Source organism: Citrobacter sp. Igbk 14 (assembly GCF_028069825.1).
Taxonomy (GTDB): Bacteria; Pseudomonadota; Gammaproteobacteria; order Enterobacterales; family Enterobacteriaceae; genus Citrobacter.
In genome coordinates, this window is record NZ_JANEWM010000052.1 from 1 (window position 1) to 20950 (window position 20950).

The following is a 20950-nucleotide window of genomic DNA, read 5'->3' on the forward strand; positions in this document are numbered from 1 at the left end:
GTCTATCTATTATCCCTGCGGGTCATATCAATATGAATGTTAATGAAATTAGGTAGCATTATTATTCAGATAATTAACCTAAAGCTGTAAGTAATGCGTTGTTTTTCATAACAAATATTTATCAAACCAGGCAAGAGTGCGTTCCCAGGCTAAATCAGCAGCTGCTTTATCATAACGGGGTGTCGAATCGTTATGAAAACCATGATTAACACCAGGATAGATATATGCTTGATAGATTTTCTTATTCGCTTTGAGTGCAGCTTCATAAGCGGGCCAGCCTTCATTAATTCGTGTGTCTAGTTCTGCATAGTGTAATAATAAAGGCGCATTAATTTTAGGGACATCGGAGGCAGGAACCTGACGCCCATAAAAGGGCACCGCACATGCCAGTTCAGGGAAAGCAACAGCCGCTGCATTCGCCACACCACCACCGTAGCAAAATCCAGTGATCCCCACCTTTCCCGTCGTCATCGAATAATGCTGCATAAATTCAATAGCAGCAAAAAAATCATTCATCAGCTTAACGGGATCAACCTGCTGCTGTAATTCCCGGCCTTTATCATCATTGCCGGGATAACCGCCCAGCGAACTTAATCCATCGGGGGCCAGCGCAATATAACCGGCCTTCGCCACCCGCCGTGCAACATCCTCAATATACGGATTCAAACCGCGATTCTCATGTACCACAACCACTGCCGGAACCTTCCCCGTCACCTTCGCAGGTTTCACCAGATAACCTCGCACATCACCATGCCCATCTGGCGATGGATAGGTAATGTATTCTGCCAGAATATCGGGGTCGGTAAATTCTACCTGCGTTGCCAGGGCATAATTCGGTTTCAGCAAATTGAATAGCGCCAGTGCCGTCATGCCACCTACCGCATATTTCGCCGCCAGATTCAGAAACGCTCGTTTAGATATTTTGCCATGGGCGTAATAGTCATAGTAATCGAGTAACTCCTGCGGAAAGTCTTTAGCAGTCAAACGCGGCATGGTTGTACTCCTTAGTGATGTTTTTTAAGCAAAGCACAGTGGTCTGTTTTTGCCCAGTTTTTCATCCCAATGTGACCTGGGGAACGGGATATTCACCACGAACCCGCTAGAATAGAAACGTTGTTTTGAAATTCACCTGCACTAAGGAGATCTCATGGCCTGGTTTGCCAATCCTGAACGTTATGAGCAAATGCTCTATCGCTACTGTGGTCGCAGCGGCTTGCGCTTGCCCGCGCTATCGCTGGGTTTATGGCACAGTTTTGGACACGTTCAAGCTCTGGATTCACAACGAGCATTGCTGCGAAAAGCATTTGATTTAGGGATCACACATTTTGATTTAGCCAACAACTACGGGCCGCCTCCGGGCAGTGCTGAAGAAAATTTTGGTCGGTTATTGCGTGAGGATTTTGCACACTATCGTGATGAATTGATTATCTCGACCAAAGCGGGTTACGACATGTGGCCGGGGCCGTACGGTTCTGGCGGCTCACGCAAGTATCTGCTGGCCAGCCTCGACCAGAGCCTCAAGCGTATGGGTCTCGACTACGTCGATATCTTCTATTCGCACCGCGTTGATGAAAACACACCAATGGAAGAGACAGCTTCCGCGCTGGCCCAGGCCGTGCAAAGTGGCAAAGCGCTGTATGTCGGCATCTCATCTTATTCTCCAGAGCGCACACAGAAGATGGCCGAACTGCTGCGGGAATGGAAAATTCCTCTGCTTATCCACCAGCCATCCTACAACCTGCTTAACCGCTGGGTAGACAGCAGCGGCTTGCTGGATACGCTGGAATCCAACGGGATGGGATGTATAGCCTTCACCCCGTTGGCGCAGGGGTTGCTGACAGGGAAATACCTCAACGGTATTCCTGATGGTTCCCGCATGCAGCGTGAAGGGAAAAAAGTCCGCGGACTGACGGAAAATATGCTGACGGAAGCAAACCTCAGCAGTCTGCGTTTGCTCAATGAGATGGCACAACAGCGTGGGCAGTCGATGGCGCAAATGGCGTTAAGCTGGCTACTAAAAGATAACCGGGTCACATCGGTATTAATTGGCGCCAGCCGACCTGAGCAGTTAGAAGAGAACGTTCAGGCACTGGCAAACCTGACATTCAGTGCCGAAGAACTGGCACAGATCGATAAACATGTCGCTGACGGCAAGCTCAATCTGTGGCAAGCCTCATCAGACAAGTAACGATCTGACCATGACGCCGGGTGTAGTCCTCCCCGGCGTCATGGTCTGCTGATGAGGGTGGGCAAGACAATCTCGCCTCACATCACACCTCGTCCTCTTTGATCAATGGACGCTGGTATTCCGGCCACACCAGCGCGACAAGTGCAGGATAGGCTTCCAGGCTGAACTCCCTGAAGCACTGTCGCAAGTTAAGCACATCCAGATCGGCGTGCGGGACTTTCTCCCCGCTGAGACAGCGCTTTTTGATATTGTCGTAATACTTATAAACCGCAGAGTTAAGATCGCTACAGCGCCGCTGTGCGTCAAAGAGCCCGGGCGTTTCATTCAGCTCCACCATCGTCATCCGCTTGACTGTGGAGTGGATAAAATCGATATATTCGTGATTGACTCGCCAATACCATACCGGAGTAATCGAATTCATCAGGGCAGAAAAATGATCTTCTCCCTCTTCTTTACTTAGCATTTCCGGCTGGTGCTGAGCGTTAACATCTTCTGCATAACGGTTTCTATTTGCACTACGCATTAGCAAAAGTACCCCGCAGGTAAGCAATAGCAGGGTAATAACAGAATAAAATATACTGTTCATAGCAGGCTCCATTTTTTTTGATTTTAAAATTACCCCATGCTATTGTCAACGCGGCCTACCTTATTAAAAACATCATATTATTGGCAGCAAAGGATATTTCAACATGCTTCCCGAGCATCTTGTTCCCTCTCGTTTTCATTTATCCGCAACCCCGAACAATACAAATACCACAGAAAATAGTGAAAATTTGACTCAGGGAAAGATAACGCTAAGTGATTACGAATCAGAAATTTTGATTAGCTCCACAACTACCGGCCAATCCCGGAATATGTTATTTGAAGAGTGCGATCGTCATTTAAAAGAGCGTCTTTTCCGCGCCGCAAAAATCGAGTCATTTACTCGCCTGCTCAATTCATTACAGGCGGAAGGCGACATTAACGCCCAGGAATTAAGTAAAATTCTGTCCAAAAATACAGCCATGATAAATGAACAAGGCAACAAAATTTGGCTTAATTTAATTACTCGCGAAACCAACGATCCTATTTTTTATTCTCTGGAAGAGAAATAAAATGAAAGATGTTGAAGATAATAATGTTTATTTGGCTTTAGATAACCACAAAAGTGATGAATTTGTCTTAAAACAAAATCTGTCTGTGTTGATAGCCAATAAAAACGCGACGCTGGAAAACCTTGCTCAAGAGATGGTTTCTATACCCGCCGCGCTGGTGCGGATGAAATGGCAAAATCGTCATGAAATCTACGCACTGCAAGCCAAAGAAGAGATTTACGGTGCCACTATCGAGGCCATCATCGCTCAGCAGCCAGAATTGCGGGACAAAATCATGGCCCGTCTGGAAAGCACATACCAGCATCTGCTTGCACGTGAAACAGCCACACTGCGCCTGACCCGTAAGCTATCCGAAGGGAACTACGAGCCCACAAAAATCACTACGGTTGCGTTGGACGAGAACAGATAAGGCAAAAGACTTGCAGGGGAGTGATATCAGGAGAAGCTTGCCGGGTAAGGTCAAACCTGTACCCGGCCACAAGGGTTATTTGGCTTTCACGGTCTCTTCACCGACCAAACCAATCTTCAGGTAGCCCGCCTGATGCAACGTATCCATAACCTTCATCATGGTTTCGTAGTCGACGGTTTTATCTGCCCGGAAGAAGATGGTGGTGTCTTTCTTGCCTTCCGTTAGCGCGTTTAGCTCGTTAATCATCGTCTCATCGGTGACCTGATCGTTACCAATAAACATGGTGTTATCGGCTTTTACTGACAGGTAAACCGGTTTTTCCGGACGCGGTTGCGGCGTACTGGTGGATGCAGGGAGATTCACCTTCACATCCACGGTTGCCAGCGGCGCTGCCACCATAAAGATGATCAACAATACCAACATGACGTCGATAAACGGCGTCACGTTGATGTCATGCATTTCACCGTTATCGTCCAGGTTTTCATTAAAGCTCATTGCCATGGAACATTACCCTACACGTAATTTCTGCGCAGCACGTACCGGGTGTGCAGACGCGCTTGCACTCAGATCCAGGTCACGACTTTGCAGCAACAGCACCTGCGCCGCGACATCGCCCAACATCGCTTTATAGCTGCCAATCTGACGAGCAAAAATGTTGTAGATAACAACCGCAGGGATTGCCGCAACCAGACCGATCGCGGTCGCTAACAGTGCTTCTGCAATACCTGGAGCAACAACAGCCAGGTTGGTGGTTTGGGTTTGTGCGATACCGATGAAGCTATTCATGATACCCCATACTGTACCGAACAACCCGACAAATGGAGAGATAGCCCCGATGGTTGCCAGGTATCCATTACCCCGCCCCATCTGACGGCCAACTGCGGCAACGCGACGTTCCAGACGAAAACCGGTACGCTCTTTGATCCCTTCGTTGTCATCACTGCCTTCTGACAGTTCCAGTTCATTCTGCGCTTCATTAATCAGCAGAGAACCCAGGCTTTTGGCATCGAATCCAGCGGCAATCTCACTTGCCATTTCTAAAGAGCGGGCATCTGCCAGCATTTGCTGTTCACGCTTAAGACGGCGCTTCTGCGTAAAGAACTCAAGGCTCTTACTAAAGAAGATAGCCCAGGTGACCACTGACGCCAAAATCAGCCCAATCATCACGCACTTAACCACGATATCGGCGTGCTGATACATACCCCAGACGGAAAGGTCCGTCTGCATCAAATTATTACCCACTCTGTATCTCCAGGACGCAAATCACAAAATCTGAGCGTAATCATATCAAAACGACGTCGAATTGATAGTCGTTCTCATTACTATTTACATAGTGCCGCACCTTTGGTTTCTTTTCCTTGCGCTCACGCAGTAAAAAAGTCACCAGAAATCGATTTGAGAATATTTTGTACTTTATGGCTATTCTGCAGGACGCGGCAGATGAGATTCATGCTAGTTTAGACATCCAGACGTATAAAAACAGGTAATACAACATGGCAGATAAGCAGCTTGAGACCAAACTCGTTCACGCCGGGCGTAGTAAAAAATACACGCTGGGTTCGGTAAATAGCGTGATCCAGCGCGCGTCTTCACTGGTATTCGACACCGTTGAGGCGAAAAAACAGGCGACGCATAACCGCGCAAACGGTGCCCTTTTCTATGGACGTCGCGGCACGCTGACGCATTTCTCACTGCAGGAAGCGATGTGTGAACTGGAAGGCGGCGCGGGCTGCGCCCTGTTCCCTTGCGGTGCAGCAGCCGTTGCCAACACCATCCTTGCCTTTGTTGAACAAGGCGATCATGTGCTGATGACAAACACCGCCTATGAACCCAGCCAGGATTTCTGCACTAAGGTACTGGGCAAGCTTGGCGTGACAACCGGCTGGTTCGATCCGCTGGTTGGTGCGGATATTGTGAAGCATATACAGCCGAACACTAAAGTCGTTTTTCTTGAGTCTCCAGGTTCTGTCACCATGGAAGTTCATGATGTTCCAGCCATTGTTGCCGCAGTCAGAAGCGTAGTGCCTGACGCTGTCATCATGATTGATAACACCTGGGCTGCGGGCGTGTTGTTCAACGCGCTGGATTTCGGTATCGATATCTCAATTCAGGCAGGGACGAAATATCTGATTGGTCATTCTGACGGCATGGTTGGGACAGCGGTATCTAATGCCCGTTGCTGGGATCAACTGCGTGAAAACGCCTATCTGATGGGACAAATGCTGGATGCCGATACTGCCTATATGACCAGTCGCGGATTGCGGACGTTAAGCGTTCGCCTGCGCCAACACCATGAAAGCAGTTTGAAAGTTGCTGAGTGGCTGGCTGACCATCCGCAGGTTGCCCGTGTGAATCACCCGGCACTTCCCGGCAGCAAGGGACACGAGTTCTGGAAACGCGACTTTACCGGTAGCAGCGGCCTGTTCTCATTTGTTCTGAATAAGAAGCTAAATAATGAAGAGCTGTCTGCGTATCTGGATCACTTCAGCCTGTTCAGCATGGCCTATTCCTGGGGCGGTTTTGAATCACTGATTCTGGCGAACCAACCGGAACATATCGCGGCAATCCGTCCGGAAGGCAAAGTGGATTTCAGCGGAACGCTCATCCGTTTACACATCGGTTTAGAAAATGTTGACGATCTGATTGCCGATTTAGCCGCAGGATTTACCCGAATCGAGTAACATTGCCGCAGATGGACATATATGCAGACACTTCTGGTGGAAAAGTCTGCAATTGTTGCGTCCGGGATCAAGGCATCCCGGACAATTCAGGAGTACAATCCACTTATAAACGCTGTTCCACAGGAAAGTCCATGGTAGTCATTCAAGATATTATCTCCGCGCTCTGGCAACACGATTTTGCCGCGCTGGCGGATCCACACGTCGTGAGCGTGGTGTACTTTGTGATGTTCGCCACGTTGTTTTTAGAAAATGGCCTACTGCCCGCTTCCTTTTTGCCCGGTGACAGCCTGCTATTACTGGCAGGAGCGCTGATCGCTCAGGACGTGATGAGTTTTTTACCTACCATAGCGATTCTGACTGCCGCTGCCAGCCTCGGTTGCTGGCTGAGCTACATTCAGGGGCGCTGGCTGGGCAATACACGAACAGTGAAAGGCTGGCTGGCACAATTACCTGAAAAATATCATCAGCGTGCTACCTGTATGTTTGACCAGCACGGGTTGATGGCTCTACTCGCCGGACGTTTCCTGGCGTTTGTACGCACCTTGCTGCCGACCATGGCGGGGATTTCAGGGCTGCCTAACCGTCGCTTCCAGTTTTTTAATTGGCTGAGCGGCCTGCTGTGGGTCACTGTGGTCACCAGTTTCGGCTATGCGCTCAGCATGATCCCGTTTGTTAAACGCCACGAAGATCAGGTAATGACATTTTTAATGATCCTGCCAATCGCCCTGCTAACCGCAGGTCTGCTGGGAACGCTGTTTGTGGTGATTAAAAAAAAATACTGTAGCGCCTGAGCTGCGTCCGTAGGCCGGGTAAACCCCGGCATTTCGCTTTATAGCGCACAGCGTTAAGGCCTACGGAGAATCAGTCTGTTCGACAAGAGATCAACTCCCCTGCATCATCCTAATTCTGGCTGCATCTTCCCCTGGCGTGACGCCAAAGTAACGTTTGAACTCCCGACTAAACTGCGATGCACTCTCATAACCCACGCGCATTGCCGCCGCACTGGCTTTCATCCCATCATGAATCATCATCATCCGCGCTTTATGCAATCGATAGCTCTTCAGATACTGCAACGGTGAAGTACTGGTCACCGATTTAAAATTATGATGGAACGCCGACACGCTCATATTGGCCTCTGCCGCCAATTGCTCAACATTGAGATTTTCGGTGTACTTGGTTTCAATTCGCTTCAGCACACGGCTTATCAAACTGAAATGTGTCTGGCGACTGACCAGCGCCAGTAAGGCTCCTCCGCGTGGCCCGGTCAGCACATGGTAGAGGATCTCACGAATAATCTGTTTTCCCAGAATACGTGCATCCAGTGGCCGCTCCATCACATCCAGCAGGCGTTCCGCTGCACAGAGAATTTCATCGGATAACGTCGCCGAATTGATCCCGCTTGCCGCCATTGCGGGCTGGAACAGCTCATCCTCCCCAATATCCATCAGCAATTCCTGCAATTGCAGGATATCGACGTTCAGGCGGATACCAGCCAACGGAACGTCCGGTGTCGCATAAGTTTCACATTCAAAGGGTAAAGGTACTGTTAGCAGTAAATATTCGTTGGCGTCATAGCGAAAGACACGCTCGTTGATATAACCAATTTTATGTCCTGAAAAGAGAAATATGATGCCAGGCTGATACATCACTGGTGTGCGCATCCCTGGTTCAGAACCATACAGTAAGCGAATATCAGGCAGCAGATCATTCAATTTATTTTCATTGTTTTTCAGCTGCTTAATTTTATCTGTCAGCAGGAGACAGATCTCATCACGGTTCATAGGGCACCATTTCATCATTGATTTGCAACCTTGATATAGTGCGCACTTTTATCTCTTTTCTCCAGTAGTCTGTAGAAATGGGCAAGACATCGGCAGAAATGAGCATTGAGAGGAACGCGTCTGACGACCACAATGTTCACCATCAGGCAGACACTCGCCTACCCTCTTTTTTACCCACACAAGGTAACGAGCAATGAACAACTTTAATCTCCATACCCCAACCCGCATTCTGTTTGGTAAAGGCGCGATTGCAGAACTGCGCGACCAAATCCCGCAGGATGCTCGCGTACTGATTACCTACGGCGGTGGTAGCGTGAAAAAAACAGGCGTTCTGGCACAAGTTCAGGACGCATTGAAAGGTCTGGATGTGCTCGAGTTTGGCGGTATTGAGCCGAACCCATCTTATGAAACGCTGATGAACGCGGTAAAAATTGTCCGTGATGAGAAGGTGACATTCCTGCTGGCGGTAGGCGGCGGTTCTGTGCTGGATGGCACAAAATTCATCGCCGCAGCGGCACATTATGCAGACGGTGTTGACCCGTGGCGCATTCTGGAAACACGCGGTAACGACGTACAAAGCGCCGTCCCGATGGGGTCGGTACTGACCCTACCAGCAACCGGCTCAGAATCTAACTCTGGTGCGGTAATTTCGCGCAAAACAACTGGCGACAAACTGGCCTTCATGACCCCGTTTGTCCAGCCCGTATTTGCTGTGCTTGATCCAGTGTACACCTACACCCTGCCGCCGCGTCAGGTTGCCAACGGCGTAGTAGATGCTTTTGTTCATACTGTAGAACAATATGTGACTTATCCGGTAGACGGGAAAATTCAGGATCGCTTTGCCGAAGGCATTCTGCTGACGCTGATAGAAGACGGTCCGAAAGCGTTGCAGGAGCCGGAAAACTACAATGTGCGTGCTAACGTCATGTGGGCAGCCACTCAGGCACTGAACGGACTGATCGGCGCAGGCGTACCGCAGGACTGGGCAACCCATATGCTGGGTCACGAACTGACGGCGATGCACGGACTTGACCACGCTCAGACGCTGGCAATCGTCCTGCCTGCATTGTGGAATGAAAAACGTGATACCAAGCGTGCCAAACTGCTGCAATACGCAGAACGCATCTGGAATATCACTGAAGGCTCCGAAGACCAACGCATTGATGCTGCGATTGCCGCCACCCGTCAGTTCTTCGAACAAATGGGTGTACCGACTCGCCTGTCTGACTACGGTCTGGATAGCAGCTCCATCCCGGCACTGCTGGAAAAACTGGAAGCGCATGGCGGCACGAAACTGGGTGAACATCAGGACATTACGCTGGACGTCAGCCGCCGGATTTACGAAGCTGCCCGCTAAGGTTTTTTTAACCTCCGGCTTTCGTTTTTGGCTATTTATACCAGGCTTAAGTCACATAAACCTCACCGGGGCTTGCTCCGGTGTACTCAATTTACACCCAATCATTCATGATGCATCGAGGCGGCAATTGAGTGAATCCCCGGGAGCGTACATAAGTCCGTGACCGGGGTAAACGCAAGCAGCCAACAAAGAGGCAACCTGAAGGATTAAGTGTGGGGGGGAATTATGACCGGTCCAACCATTATCAAGCTACAGGATGGTAACGTCATGCCGCAACTGGGCCTGGGGGTCTGGAAGGCAAGCAACGAAGAAGTCATCACCGCCATTCATAAAGCGCTGGAAGTGGGGTATCGCTCAATTGATACCGCTGCGGCGTACAAAAACGAAGAAGGTGTCGGCAAAGCATTACGCAATGCGGGCGTGCCACGCGAAGAGTTATTCATTACCACCAAGTTGTGGAATGATGACCAGAAGCGCCCACGGGAAGCATTGCTCGAAAGCATGGAGAAACTCCAGCTCGATTACCTCGATCTCTACCTGATGCACTGGCCTGTCCCGGCGATCGATCACTACGTTGAAGCGTGGGAAAACATGATCGACCTGCAAAAAGAGGGGCTGATCAAGAGCATCGGTGTGTGCAACTTTCAGATCAATCATCTCCAGCGCCTGATGGATGAAACCGGCGTACCTCCGGTGATTAACCAGATAGAACTTCACCCGCTTATGCAGCAACGCCAGCTTCACGCCTGGAACGCAACACATAAGATCCAGACTGAGTCCTGGAGTCCACTGGCGCAGGGCGGTAAAGATGTATTCGATCAAAAGATCATCCGTGACCTCGCTGAAAAATATGGCAAATCACCGGCGCAGGTCGTCATTCGCTGGCATCTGGATAGCGGCCTGGTGGTGATCCCGAAATCCGTCACCCCTGCCCGCATTGCAGAGAACTTCAACGTCTGGGACTTCCGCCTGGACAAAGATGAACTCGGTGAAATCGCAAAACTCGATCAAGGTAAACGCCTGGGCCCTGACCCGGATCAGTTCGGCGGTTAATCTCTCCTCTCCAGCCCGGCATTCCCGTCGGGCTTTTCCCTTGCCGAAATATTAAGAAACAATAAACGCACAACTATAGATGTATTTATGGCACATCCACGTGCAGCATTACGCAATATAACTTACTAATTATTCAGTAATAATATTGATCTCATGAATACATCACAAATATCTATAGGTGCGTGACCATGGCGGGAAAAACACAGCAAGGCGTCAAATGGTTCCCATTGATTCTTATACTATTTATTTCTGCCGGGCTCTGGCAGCTTACCCCACCCAGTGGGTTAAGTGCGCCAGCCTGGCATTCAGCCATTATCTTCGTTGCTACCATTGCTTCTATCGTGGCAAAAGTTCTGCCTATTGGCGCAGTCGGCATTATCGGTATTACCGTTTTTGCCCTCGCTTATGCTGCCGGGGATAAAACCGCCAGCGCTGCCATTACCACTGCACTGAGCGAACTGAACAGTTCGCTGATCTGGCTGATTGTCGTCGCCTTTATGATTGCCCGCGGGTTTATCAAAACCGGCCTCGGTCGACGTATTGCGCTGCAGATGATCCGCCTGCTCGGCAAGCGCACGCTGGGACTCGCCTACGGACTGGCGTTTGCGGACCTGATACTTTCCCCAGCAATGCCAAGCAATACGGCACGCTGTGGCGGCGTCATCTATCCGATTGCCGACTCTCTGGCGCGCAGTTTCCATTCGAACCCGGAAGATGAATCCCGCAGTAAAATCGGCACCTTTCTCATCACCTGTATTGGCAATGTCAACGACGTCACCGCCGCGCTGTTTATGACCGGCTATACCGGCAACCTGTTGGCAGTGAAACTGGCAGCCAACGCGGGGGTCACGCTCACCTGGGGCAGTTGGTTTATGGCGGCGCTGCTGCCTTGCCTGGTTTCCTTACTGCTGGTTCCATTACTGGTCTACTGGATTGTGCGCCCGGAAATTAAACACACGCCGGATGCCCCTAATCTGGCGCGTAAAGAGCTGGCGGAAATGGGCCGTATGTCACGCGGTGAATGGCTGATGCTGGCTACTGTCGGCGTCCTGCTGGTGCTGTGGATTTTTGGTGATACGCTGGGCGTCGACGCCACCACCGCCTCATTTGTTGGCTTATCCATCTTGCTGCTCAGCGGCGTTCTGAGCTGGGAAGATGTCAAAAGCGAGAAAGGTGCATGGGATACGCTGATCTGGTTTGCCGCACTATTGATGATGGCGAACCAGTTGAAAAAACTGGGCTTTACCACCTGGTTTGGCAACCTGATTGGCGATAGCCTGAGCAGTACCATGCATGGAACCAGTTGGGTGGTTGTCCTGCTGCTGCTCAACGCCGCGTACTTTTATACTCACTACTTTTTTGCCAGCGGTAATGCGCAGATTGCGGCGCTGTACGCCGTTTTCCTTGGCGTCGGCCTGCATTTGAATATTCCAGCAGCGCCTACGGCGTTGATGTTGGCTTTCACCAGCAGCCTGTACTGTTCCCTCACTCAGTACACCCACGCCCGCGGCCCGATTCTGTTTGGTGCCGGGTACGTCCCGACAGGGGTCTGGTGGCGAACAGGATTCATCATCAGCCTGTTTAATCAAGCCGTCTTTATCACCGTAGGGCTGATGTGGTGGAAGATGCTGGGTCTGTACTAAACTCACTGCGTCCTGACGAAACGTCTTATCTACGGAGAAAAGGAATGACCTGTATTTTCTGTCAAATTGTTGAAGGTAAAGCGCCCTGCCATAAAGTCTGGGAAGACGAGCATCACCTGGCCTTTCTGTCGATTTTCCCGAACACCGAGGGGTTTACCGTGGTGATCCCGAAAAAGCACTACCCCAGCTATGCATTTGATATGCCACCGCAGGCGCTGGCAGACCTGATGCTGGCGACCCAAAAGGTGGCGAAAAAACTGGATAACGCTTTCCCGGACGTCAGCCGTACAGGGATGTTTTTCGAAGGGTTTGGCGTGGATCATGTGCACAGTAAGCTCAGTCCTATGCATGGCACAGGTGATTTGACGCACTGGAAACCGATTGAGTCCCGGCAGACTAAATTTTTCGAGCAGTATGAAGGGTATCTGTCGTCACATGACCATGAACGGGCTGACGATGAAAAACTGGCCGCATTAGCGGCCAGAATTCGCGAAGCATAAATACTGAGTACGCCTGCCGGATGGCGGTGCAGGTACCTTATCCGGCCTACAAATCGCCCGCCTACAACACTGTGCAATTCGTAGGCCTGATAAGCTGTGCGCCATCAGGCATTTCTTCACCACCAGTTAAGACCGTTTAACGTCCTGCAACCTTGCCGCGTTTTTTATTCGCCGCAGGTGTCTGACGCTGGTGCGCGACCGGTGTATGCTTAGTCAGCGCCGGACGGGTATGGCGGTTCTGACGACGTGCTTCACGCATCTCTTCCAGCGTCGGGGCCGGAACCAGACATTCGCGACGACCGCCAATCAGATGCTTTTTCCCCATATCTTCCAGCGCCTGACGGATTAACGGCCAGTTAGCAGGATCATGGTAACGCAGCAGGGCTTTATGCAGACGACGCTGCTTATCACCTCTTGGCACCACCACATCTTCACTCTTATAACCAATTTTGCCCAACGGGTTTTTCCCGGTGTAATACATGGTTGTAGAGTTTGCCAGCGGTGATGGGTAGAAGTTCTGCACTTGATCCAAACGGAAACGACGCTGTTTCAGCCACAGAGCCAGATTCACCATATCCTCATCACGCGTACCCGGGTGCGCAGAGATAAAATAGGGGATCAGGTACTGTTCTTTACCGGCCTGTTTAGAATAGGTATCGAACAACTCTTTAAAGCGGTCGTAGCTGCCCATCCCCGGCTTCATCATCTTCGACAATGGGCCTTCTTCGGTATGCTCCGGCGCAATCTTCAGGTAGCCACCCACATGGTGAGTTGCCAGCTCTTTAATATAGCGCGGGTCCTCAACGGCGATGTCATAACGCACCCCGGATGCGATAAGGATCTTTTTAATGCCTTTCAGATCACGCGCGCGGCGGTAAAGATTAATCGTCGGTTCGTGGTTAGTATCCATATGCGGGCAGATATCCGGATAAACACAGGACAGACGACGACAGGTCTGTTCTGCACGCGGAGACTTACAGCGCAGCATATACATGTTTGCCGTTGGGCCGCCGAGATCGGAAATCACGCCGGTAAAGCCCGGAACGGTATCGCGAATGGCTTCGATCTCATTGATGATCGAATCTTCAGAACGGCTCTGGATAATGCGCCCTTCGTGCTCGGTGATCGAACAGAACGAGCAACCACCAAAACAGCCACGCATGATATTGATCGAGAAACGGATCATCTCATAGGCGGGAATACGGCTGCTACCGTATGCCGGATGCGGTACACGCTTGTACGGCAGTGCAAAGACGCTGTCCATTTCTTCGGTCGACAACGGGATCGCTGGCGGGTTAACCCAAATATAGCGATCGCCATGCTTTTGCATCAGTGCACGCGCGCATCCTGGGTTCGTTTCGTGGTGCAGAATGCGCGACGCATGGGCGTACAGTACTTTGTCGCTTTTCACTTTCTCGAAAGACGGCAACAGTACATAGGTTTTTTCCCACGGCTTCGGACGCGGCGGCTGTACGGTTACCGCTTTCGCTTCTTGTTTTTTCGGTGCCACCGGTTTGTTGTCAGCACACGGCAAGTCTTCGCCATACGGATGGGGGATGGGGTCAATTTTTCCTGGCATATCCAGGCGTGTGGAATCCACCCCGCTCCAGCCCGGCAGCGCTTCTTTAACCATAATCGCGGTATTACGCACGTCGCGGATCTGATCAATGGTTTCGCCCATCGCCAGACGGTGTGCGACTTCCACCAATGGGCGTTCGCCGTTGCCAAACATCAGCATGTCAGCTTTTGAATCCACCAGCACGGAACGACGTACGGTATCTGACCAGTAATCGTAATGCGCAGTACGGCGCAGGCTGGCTTCAATACCGCCGAGAATAACCGGCACATCTTTCCAGGCTTCTTTACAGCGCTGGGTATAAACCAGCGTAGCGCGGTCCGGGCGTTTACCCGCCACGTTGTCCGGCGTATAGGCATCGTCATGGCGCAGTCGGCGATCGGCGGTATAACGGTTGATCATCGAGTCCATGTTGCCGGCGGTTACGCCGAAGAACAGGTTCGGTTTGCCCAGACGCATAAAGTCATCTTTGCTGTTCCATTCCGGTTGGGCGATGATCCCCACGCGAAAGCCCTGTGCTTCCAGCATACGGCCGCAAATAGCCATGCCGAAGCTCGGGTGATCGACGTATGCATCGCCGGTAACCAGAATGATGTCGCAGCTATCCCAGCCAAGTTGATCCATTTCGTCGCGTGACATCGGCAAAAATGGTGCCGGCCCAAAGCAGGCGGCCCAGTACTGCGGCCAGGAGAAAAGGTCTCTGTCCGGTTGGATCAGGGATATTGCGCTCATAATGCTTCCAAAAAAATGGTAAAAAAATAATCAAAGGCCGGGGATTATACGCTGGATCAACAGGGGAAATGAAGGAGTATTGTAAGGATGTTAAATTTCATCTCTGCTGGTGCTACGCTGACCGTGCCTGTGCTTTCGCACGGCCCAGGCCGGGTTAGGCGAAACCGCCACCCGGCACAGGAATATCCGTTACGGAGCCGGATTCACCAGCATCTGTCCAATAGAACCACGGTCTGCCATTTCCAGCGTCTGGCTGTTGAAGTAGAACGGGAAATGCGCCCAGGAAGGCTGTCCATAATAGACCAGCAACTCCACTTGTCCATCAACCCAGACGGTATCTTTCCAGCCACGGTCTTCCGGGAACGGCATCGCACCATTCACATTACGGATCAAGAAAGAAACGCCTTCAATATGGAACGACTGCGGCATATCTGCGCGCACCGTCCAGCGCTCCCAGGAGCCCTGTTGCGCCGTGATATCCATGCGATTGACATCCCATAGTTGGCCATTGATTCCGGGATCGTCATCAAGGCTAATATCACGGCTGCGAATCGGCGAACCGCTTAAAATTTCGGTGGGTAACAGACGCATTGGCAGGCTATCCGTTACCAGCGGCAGAAGGCCGGTTGGTCGCAAAGTCAGTACCAGCGTAGAGATCAGGATACTGGAAGGTTCAAAGAAACCACGGATCCTGTCAACAATACTGGCCGCCTCGCCGCAGGTAATCGAAACTTCATCACCGTTGGTCATATCGACCAGAATCTCACGACGCTCACCCGGCGCCAGCGATAGCTGCTTCACCGAAACCGGCGCGGGTAAAAACCCCTGATCGCCTGAGATAACATGCAGCGCACGACCATCGCTCATTTTCAGCAGATAACGACGCGAGTTTGAGGCATTCAGCAAACGCAAACGCACCCAGCCACGGGACACTTCGACATACGGACTTTGCGCCCCGTTGACCAGAAGAGTATCCCCCACAAAACCACCGCTGCCCGGCTCGCTATATTCTGGCGTACCGAAGTTATCCAGGCGCTTATCCTGAATAATGACTGGAAAATCATCCACGCCATAGTGGTTAGGGATTGGCAGTGATTTACTCACTTCATCTTCAACCAGCCACATCCCGGCAAGGCCGTTATAAACCTGCTGGGCAGTGCGATTTGGCGTATTGGCGTGATACCACAAGGTCGCAGCGCTCTGACGGATCGGCAGCACAGGTGCCCAGTCCGCATTAGGCGACATCATACGCGCTGGCCCCCCCATAAGAGGACCTGGCACCTGTAATCCGGCAACGGTCATTGAGACATTTTCTGTCAGACGGTTGCTGTAGATAAGCTTGACGTCATCGCCTTTCCAGACGCGGATTGTCGGCCCCAGGTAGCGCCCGTTAACACCCCAGACGGGGGCGCGCGTGCCAGGCGTAAACGACCAGTGCGCACGTTGCAGCGTCATAAATAGCGGCTGTCCCCGACGGGACTCCAGCAGGGGGGGAACAGGTAGCGGTTGTTGCTGACCGGCAGCATTAGCCTTCAGCGGAACTGCACCTGCACACAGTGCGATCCCCGATGCCTGAATGAACTGACGCCGACTGAATGACATATAAGCTCCATGAAAAACTGGCGATTAACACGCAGGAAATCATTTCCTGTAACAAACCCGAAATGAGCGAATTAAACCTTACCGGCAGCTTCCCGCTCAGCAACTTCTTTATCGAGTTCTGCGATTTTTTGTTCCATCAGCGTGCGGCAATGCGCTGCCAGTTCACGAACCTGATCTTTACCAAAATGACTGATATCCACTGGCGGCAGCATCTCTACAATCGCCAGCCCATTATTCAGCCGGTTCAATTTGATCTTATTAGAAGTCGTTGAAACGCAAACAGGGATAACCGGGACACCCGCAGCAATTGCCGCATGGAACGCCCCTGTTTTAAACGGTAACAGACCACGGCCACGGCTACGCGTTCCTTCAGGGAACATCCAGATAGAGATACGACGCTTTTTAAAGTGATTCACAACTGCCGCAATGGTGCTGTGCGCTTTGGCGCGGTTATTTCTGTCGATCAACAGATTACCGGTGAGCCAGTACAGCTGTCCGAAGAAAGGGATCCACAACAGGCTTTTTTTACCTACTGTAACCGTCGGTGGCTGAACGATATTCGCTGCGGTAACCATGTCATAGTTATTCTGGTGGTTACAAATATAGATAGCATTACCATAGTTCTTCGCGTCAGGCGGCATGCGGCACTCGACCTTCAGGCCATACAGGGGAGCCAGGCGACCAAACATATGGCCGAACGTCGCAACGTGTTTTGGATTTCTTGGGCTGAACAGACAGTATATGCAACCGAAAATACAGACCAAAATGCAGTAAATAACAGTAATAATTAAACGAAAAATATATAGCATAACAACCTCTAAAGGCCTAAGAGCCTGGCATTCTACGTCACCTGATTCCGAACACTACATCAGGTTAGGGCATTGTTAAGAGCGGCTCTCTGGAAAAGCGTATTGTTAATCGCAACGCACGAATAAACAACGGTTTCACGGGAATTTTTAAAACAAGCTCTCCCTGTGCGAAAACAGGGAGAGCCAGACGCTGGCGTTATTCTTCGCTGTCGCCGTGACTGGCGCGTCGAGGCGAATCAATCTCAACACGGTCGATGCGTTGCAGACCGCGCATGAGCGTACCGCGACGACCACGCTCGCCGGTTACCTTCTGTAGCTCTTCAGGGCGCAGTTTAATTTTGCGTTTCCCGACGTGGATAGTCAGCGTGCTTTGCGGCGGCAGCACGTAGAGTTGTGCCAGACCATCTTCGCCTTTCGCCGCTTCCGCTGAAGGGATATTGATAATCTTGTTCCCTTTGCCTTTCGACAACTGCGGCAAATCGCTCACCGGGAACATCAACATGCGGCCCGCATGGGTAATAGCCAGCAGCATATCGGTTTCATCTTCAATCACCACCGGCGGCATAACATGCGCGTTTTCAGGCAGCGTAATCAATGCTTTGCCCGCACGGTTACGCGCGACGAGGTCATTGAAGGTGCAGACAAAACCGTAACCGGCATCAGATGCCATAAGCAGTTTCTGATCGTCGCCTTCCATCAGCATATGTTCAACCGTCGCACCCGGTGGTAGCGTGAGCTTACCGGTCAACGGCTCCCCCTGACCCCGTGCTGACGGCAGCGTAATCGGGTCGATAGCATAGCTACGCCCGGTTGAGTCAACGAAGACGACCGGCTGATTACTCTTCCCTTTCACCGCCGATTTAAAGCTATCACCCGCTTTATAGCTTAAGCCCGGAGCGTCTATATCGTGGCCTTTCGCACTTCGCACCCAGCCACTCTGAGACAGCACAATGGTCACCGGCTCAGACGGCAACATGTCGTGCTCACTCATCGCCTTCGCTTCTTCGCGCTCCTGCAATGGAGAACGGCGATCGTCACCATAGGCATCCGCATCAGCCTGCAGTTCTTTCTTCAGCAGGTTACTCATTTTGCGTTCAGAGGCCAGAATGCCCTGCAGTTGATCGCGCTCTTTAGCCAGTTCATCCTGCTCACTGCGGATTTTCATCTCTTCCAGTTTGGCAAGGTGACGTAATTTCAGCTCAAGAATGGCTTCCGCCTGAGTTTCTGAAATACCAAACCGTGACATCAGCTCGGGTTTAGGTTCATCTTCATGACGAATAATTTCAATGACTTCGTCAATGTTGAGGAACGCTATCAGTAAACCTTCAAGAATGTGCAGGCGCTTGAGTACTTTCTCCAGGCGATAGTTCAGGCGGCGGCGCACAGTATCGCGACGGAACGTCAGCCACTCGGTGAGGATCTCCAGTAGGTTTTTAACTGCCGGACGACCGTCGAGGCCAATCATGTTCAGGTTAATGCGATAGCTTTTTTCCAGATCGGTAGTGGCAAACAGATGGTTCATCACCTGTTCCATATCCACGCGATTCGACCGCGGGACAATCACCAGACGAGTCGGGTTTTCGTGATCCGATTCATCGCGCAGGTCGTCGACCATTGGCAGCTTTTTATTGCGCATTTGAGCCGCAATCTGCTCCAGCACCTTTGCGCCGGAAACCTGGTGCGGCAGCGCGGAAATCACCACCGCGCCATCTTCTTTCGTCCATACCGCACGCATGCGTACGGAACCGCGTCCGTTTTCGTATATTTTACGAATCTCCGCACGCGAAGTAATGATCTCTGCTTCGGTCGGGTAATCCGGTCCCTGTACGATATCCAGCAGCTGATCCAGCGTCGTTTTCGGCTGTTCAATCAGCGTAATTGCCGCTTTGGCCACTTCACGCAGGTTATGCGGTGGAATATCCGTCGCCATACCCACAGCAATTCCGGTCGTGCCGTTCAGCAGAATATTCGGCAGACGCGCAGGCAGCATTTTCGGCTCCTGCATGGTGCCGTCGAAGTTTGGCACCCAATCCGACGTTCCCTGACCAAGTTCACCCAGCAGGACTTCCGCATATTTCGACAGACGGGATTCCGTGTAACGCATCGCGGCGAAGGATTTCGGATCGTCCGGTGCCCCCCAGTTCCCCTGCCCGTCAACCAGCGGATAACGGTAAGAGAACGGCTGGGCCATCAGCACCATCGCTTCATAGCAGGCGCTGTCGCCGTGTGGATGGTATTTACCCAGCACGTCACCGACAGTACGGGCTGATTTTTTAAACTTGGCGCTGGCGTTCAGCCCCAGTTCGGACATCGCGTAAACGATGCGACGCTGAACAGGTTTCAGACCATCACCAATAAACGGCAACGCCCTGTCCATGATGACGTACATGGAGTAGTTCAGATAGGCGTTTTCCGTGAATTCATGCAGCGCAAGGCGCTCTGCCATATCGCTCATTAATCGTGGTTCCTCAACTTATACCCGTCTATTGAAGGGCAATATTGCCGCAGATACTACCCTATCTGGCGTGTTGAGTCACAAAGTTCAGTGGATTTGGCGACGCAGAAATAACAATGCATCGCCAGGAATTGATTGTGAACAACGCTATACCAACGGCAAATAAATATCCGTGAGTAACTCGTGTTCAGCAACCTCATGCACGAAATTGAGATACTGGAAATAGACCGGGAAATCACGCGGTGTTTCACCGCTACCCGGTAACCATTCCCGGAAAAGAAACCACACGCTGTCAGAAAGCGTGTCCAATGCCCCCTGGTGGCGCACTACTGCACAGCGTCCGGCGGGAATCTCACTGTTCACGACGCCAAACGCATTTTCGGGGACCGCCTGGCTGACGCTCCCGCAAATATCAAAACGAAACTCTGCCGGCGGCGTGCTCTGTGGGTCATGCCAGGCAATTCCAAATGTCTGGCTGCCAACAACCGGTGACAAGCCCGTCGTGCGTCGCCATTCGATAAACTTTGCGGCGCTGGCGTTAACCAAATCCGGATGGCCCCGATGCGTTAACATCGCCACCTGAATACGAGGGACATCGACAATTTTTACGTCCATTACGTGCTGCTCCTGAAATACCTGCTTAGGAATACGCTGGTGCCAGTCCAGCCAGTCCGGGGTTTGCCGGAACTGGCGAGGGCTTTTACCAAACGCAGTTTTGAAAGCACGTGTGAACGACTCCGGATTCTGAAACCCGGCATCCAACGCAATATCAATGACTTTATCCTGCGGGTTAAACGCCAGCCGCCATGAAGCACGGCGCAGACGAAGCCACTGGATATAGCGATAAAGCGGTTGGCCACTCCAGGCAGTAAACTGCCGGTGAAAATGAAATGGCGAACTGTGCGCCATTCGGCTTAACGCCTCAAGTGTAAGGGGCTCATCCTGATGACGCTCAATGTGTTCACAAACACACCGCAATCGTCTGGCATAAGCCGCGCTGAATCGGTCATTCATCACTGCCTCCTTGTGGCTTATTCTGTCCACCTGGCCGCATTGAATCCTGACCGATC

At 51.5% G+C, this 20950-nt stretch carries 19 protein-coding genes; 9 read left to right on the top strand and 10 right to left on the bottom strand.

What is annotated here, in order from left to right:
- Window positions 1-105: 105 nt before the first annotated feature.
- A complete protein-coding gene (gene yghX, locus NNN64_RS17685; RefSeq protein WP_271442220.1) occupies window positions 106-993 on the bottom strand; it encodes a YghX family hydrolase in 888 nt (295 codons plus the stop codon).
- 154 nt (window positions 994-1147) lie between these two features.
- On the opposite strand from yghX, the gene NNN64_RS17690 reads away from it, so the two are divergent.
- On the top strand, window positions 1148-2188 hold the full coding sequence (locus tag NNN64_RS17690) for an aldo/keto reductase (protein WP_271442221.1): 1041 nt from the start codon (window positions 1148-1150) through the stop codon (window positions 2186-2188).
- Between the two features lie 82 nt (window positions 2189-2270).
- Here NNN64_RS17690 and NNN64_RS17695 read toward each other — a convergent pair whose 3' ends face one another.
- Window positions 2271-2774 (bottom strand): ESA_00282 family adhesion-associated protein, encoded by a 504-nt coding sequence (locus NNN64_RS17695; RefSeq protein WP_323606031.1) that lies wholly within the window; start codon window positions 2772-2774, stop codon window positions 2271-2273.
- A gap of 103 nt (window positions 2775-2877) precedes the next feature.
- Here NNN64_RS17695 and NNN64_RS17700 point away from each other — a divergent pair, with 103 nt between their 5' ends.
- Window positions 2878-3282 (top strand): hypothetical protein, encoded by a 405-nt coding sequence (locus tag NNN64_RS17700; RefSeq protein ID WP_271442223.1) that lies wholly within the window; start codon window positions 2878-2880, stop codon window positions 3280-3282.
- A 1-nt stretch (window position 3283) separates the two neighbouring features.
- Window positions 3284-3691, top strand: coding sequence for a cytoplasmic protein (locus tag NNN64_RS17705; RefSeq protein ID WP_271442224.1), 408 nt, complete (start codon window positions 3284-3286; stop codon window positions 3689-3691).
- A gap of 75 nt (window positions 3692-3766) precedes the next feature.
- Here the strand turns inward: NNN64_RS17705 and exbD are convergent, their stop codons facing one another.
- Complete coding sequence (gene exbD / locus NNN64_RS17710; RefSeq protein WP_048213224.1) at window positions 3767-4192, bottom strand: TonB system transport protein ExbD; 426 nt, start codon at window positions 4190-4192, stop codon at window positions 3767-3769.
- Window positions 4193-4198: 6 nt separating this feature from the next.
- Window positions 4199-4933, bottom strand: coding sequence for a tol-pal system-associated acyl-CoA thioesterase (gene exbB, locus NNN64_RS17715; protein ID WP_271442225.1), 735 nt, complete (start codon window positions 4931-4933; stop codon window positions 4199-4201).
- Between the two features lie 251 nt (window positions 4934-5184).
- Between exbB and metC the strand changes: the two genes are divergently transcribed.
- Together metC and yghB are read left to right on the top strand one after the other, a co-directional pair.
- Window positions 5185-6372 (top strand): cystathionine beta-lyase, encoded by a 1188-nt coding sequence (metC, locus tag NNN64_RS17720; RefSeq protein WP_271442226.1) that lies wholly within the window; start codon window positions 5185-5187, stop codon window positions 6370-6372.
- A 131-nt stretch (window positions 6373-6503) separates the two neighbouring features.
- Complete coding sequence (yghB, locus tag NNN64_RS17725; protein WP_137382572.1) at window positions 6504-7163, top strand: DedA family general envelope maintenance protein YghB; 660 nt, start codon at window positions 6504-6506, stop codon at window positions 7161-7163.
- A gap of 90 nt (window positions 7164-7253) precedes the next feature.
- On the opposite strand, the gene NNN64_RS17730 is transcribed toward yghB, so the two are convergent.
- Window positions 7254-8153 carry an AraC family transcriptional regulator gene (locus NNN64_RS17730; RefSeq protein ID WP_271442227.1) on the bottom strand — a complete coding sequence of 300 codons (900 nt, stop codon included), beginning with the start codon at window positions 8151-8153 and terminating at the stop codon, window positions 7254-7256.
- A 193-nt stretch (window positions 8154-8346) separates the two neighbouring features.
- On the opposite strand from NNN64_RS17730, the gene yqhD reads away from it, so the two are divergent.
- The 4 genes from yqhD to NNN64_RS17750 all read left to right on the top strand — a co-directional run bounded on the left by yqhD (window position 8347) and on the right by NNN64_RS17750 (window position 12706).
- On the top strand, window positions 8347-9510 hold the full coding sequence (gene yqhD / locus NNN64_RS17735; RefSeq protein ID WP_271442228.1) for an alcohol dehydrogenase: 1164 nt from the start codon (window positions 8347-8349) through the stop codon (window positions 9508-9510).
- Window positions 9511-9735: 225 nt separating this feature from the next.
- Window positions 9736-10563: a 2,5-didehydrogluconate reductase DkgA gene (gene dkgA, locus NNN64_RS17740; RefSeq protein ID WP_271442229.1), complete on the top strand. Its 828-nt coding sequence runs from the start codon at window positions 9736-9738 to the stop codon at window positions 10561-10563.
- Window positions 10564-10751: 188 nt separating this feature from the next.
- Window positions 10752-12206, top strand: coding sequence for a DASS family sodium-coupled anion symporter (locus NNN64_RS17745; RefSeq protein ID WP_271442230.1), 1455 nt, complete (start codon window positions 10752-10754; stop codon window positions 12204-12206).
- 44 nt (window positions 12207-12250) lie between these two features.
- Entirely contained in the window at window positions 12251-12706 is a 456-nt protein-coding gene (locus NNN64_RS17750) for an HIT family protein (RefSeq protein WP_271442231.1), read from the top strand.
- A 136-nt stretch (window positions 12707-12842) separates the two neighbouring features.
- Here the strand turns inward: NNN64_RS17750 and NNN64_RS17755 are convergent, their stop codons facing one another.
- The 5 genes from NNN64_RS17755 to NNN64_RS17775 form a co-directional block, all read right to left on the bottom strand.
- The gene (locus NNN64_RS17755) at window positions 12843-15014 is read right to left on the bottom strand and encodes a YgiQ family radical SAM protein (protein ID WP_202037744.1); all 2172 of its coding nucleotides are present in this window, start codon (window positions 15012-15014) and stop codon (window positions 12843-12845) included.
- 189 nt (window positions 15015-15203) lie between these two features.
- A complete protein-coding gene (gene ftsP, locus NNN64_RS17760; protein ID WP_005123112.1) occupies window positions 15204-16616 on the bottom strand; it encodes a cell division protein FtsP in 1413 nt (470 codons plus the stop codon).
- Window positions 16617-16687: 71 nt separating this feature from the next.
- A complete protein-coding gene (gene plsC, locus NNN64_RS17765) occupies window positions 16688-17425 on the bottom strand; it encodes a 1-acylglycerol-3-phosphate O-acyltransferase (protein WP_040233973.1) in 738 nt (245 codons plus the stop codon).
- A gap of 196 nt (window positions 17426-17621) precedes the next feature.
- Window positions 17622-19880 carry a DNA topoisomerase IV subunit A gene (parC, locus tag NNN64_RS17770; protein ID WP_271442232.1) on the bottom strand — a complete coding sequence of 753 codons (2259 nt, stop codon included), beginning with the start codon at window positions 19878-19880 and terminating at the stop codon, window positions 17622-17624.
- Between the two features lie 147 nt (window positions 19881-20027).
- A complete protein-coding gene (locus NNN64_RS17775; protein ID WP_271442233.1) occupies window positions 20028-20894 on the bottom strand; it encodes an AraC family transcriptional regulator in 867 nt (288 codons plus the stop codon).
- Window positions 20895-20950 lie beyond the last annotated feature (56 nt).

What these genes read in the sequence shown, in the direction of transcription:
- yghX (WP_271442220.1), bottom strand. Translation starts at nt 993, where the DNA reads ATGCCGCGTTTGACTGCTAAAGACTTTCCGCAGGAGTTACTCGATTAC.
- NNN64_RS17690 (WP_271442221.1), top strand. Translation starts at nt 1,148, where the DNA reads ATGGCCTGGTTTGCCAATCCTGAACGTTATGAGCAAATGCTCTATCGC.
- NNN64_RS17695 (WP_323606031.1), bottom strand. Translation starts at nt 2,774, where the DNA reads ATGAACAGTATATTTTATTCTGTTATTACCCTGCTATTGCTTACCTGC.
- NNN64_RS17700 (WP_271442223.1), top strand. Translation starts at nt 2,878, where the DNA reads ATGCTTCCCGAGCATCTTGTTCCCTCTCGTTTTCATTTATCCGCAACC.
- NNN64_RS17705 (WP_271442224.1), top strand. Translation starts at nt 3,284, where the DNA reads ATGAAAGATGTTGAAGATAATAATGTTTATTTGGCTTTAGATAACCAC.
- exbD (WP_048213224.1), bottom strand. Translation starts at nt 4,192, where the DNA reads ATGGCAATGAGCTTTAATGAAAACCTGGACGATAACGGTGAAATGCAT.
- metC (WP_271442226.1), top strand. Translation starts at nt 5,185, where the DNA reads ATGGCAGATAAGCAGCTTGAGACCAAACTCGTTCACGCCGGGCGTAGT.
- yghB (WP_137382572.1), top strand. Translation starts at nt 6,504, where the DNA reads ATGGTAGTCATTCAAGATATTATCTCCGCGCTCTGGCAACACGATTTT.
- NNN64_RS17730 (WP_271442227.1), bottom strand. Translation starts at nt 8,153, where the DNA reads ATGAACCGTGATGAGATCTGTCTCCTGCTGACAGATAAAATTAAGCAG.
- yqhD (WP_271442228.1), top strand. Translation starts at nt 8,347, where the DNA reads ATGAACAACTTTAATCTCCATACCCCAACCCGCATTCTGTTTGGTAAA.
- dkgA (WP_271442229.1), top strand. Translation starts at nt 9,736, where the DNA reads ATGACCGGTCCAACCATTATCAAGCTACAGGATGGTAACGTCATGCCG.
- NNN64_RS17745 (WP_271442230.1), top strand. Translation starts at nt 10,752, where the DNA reads ATGGCGGGAAAAACACAGCAAGGCGTCAAATGGTTCCCATTGATTCTT.
- NNN64_RS17750 (WP_271442231.1), top strand. Translation starts at nt 12,251, where the DNA reads ATGACCTGTATTTTCTGTCAAATTGTTGAAGGTAAAGCGCCCTGCCAT.
- NNN64_RS17755 (WP_202037744.1), bottom strand. Translation starts at nt 15,014, where the DNA reads ATGAGCGCAATATCCCTGATCCAACCGGACAGAGACCTTTTCTCCTGG.
- ftsP (WP_005123112.1), bottom strand. Translation starts at nt 16,616, where the DNA reads ATGTCATTCAGTCGGCGTCAGTTCATTCAGGCATCGGGGATCGCACTG.
- plsC (WP_040233973.1), bottom strand. Translation starts at nt 17,425, where the DNA reads ATGCTATATATTTTTCGTTTAATTATTACTGTTATTTACTGCATTTTG.
- parC (WP_271442232.1), bottom strand. Translation starts at nt 19,880, where the DNA reads ATGAGCGATATGGCAGAGCGCCTTGCGCTGCATGAATTCACGGAAAAC.
- NNN64_RS17775 (WP_271442233.1), bottom strand. Translation starts at nt 20,894, where the DNA reads ATGAATGACCGATTCAGCGCGGCTTATGCCAGACGATTGCGGTGTGTT.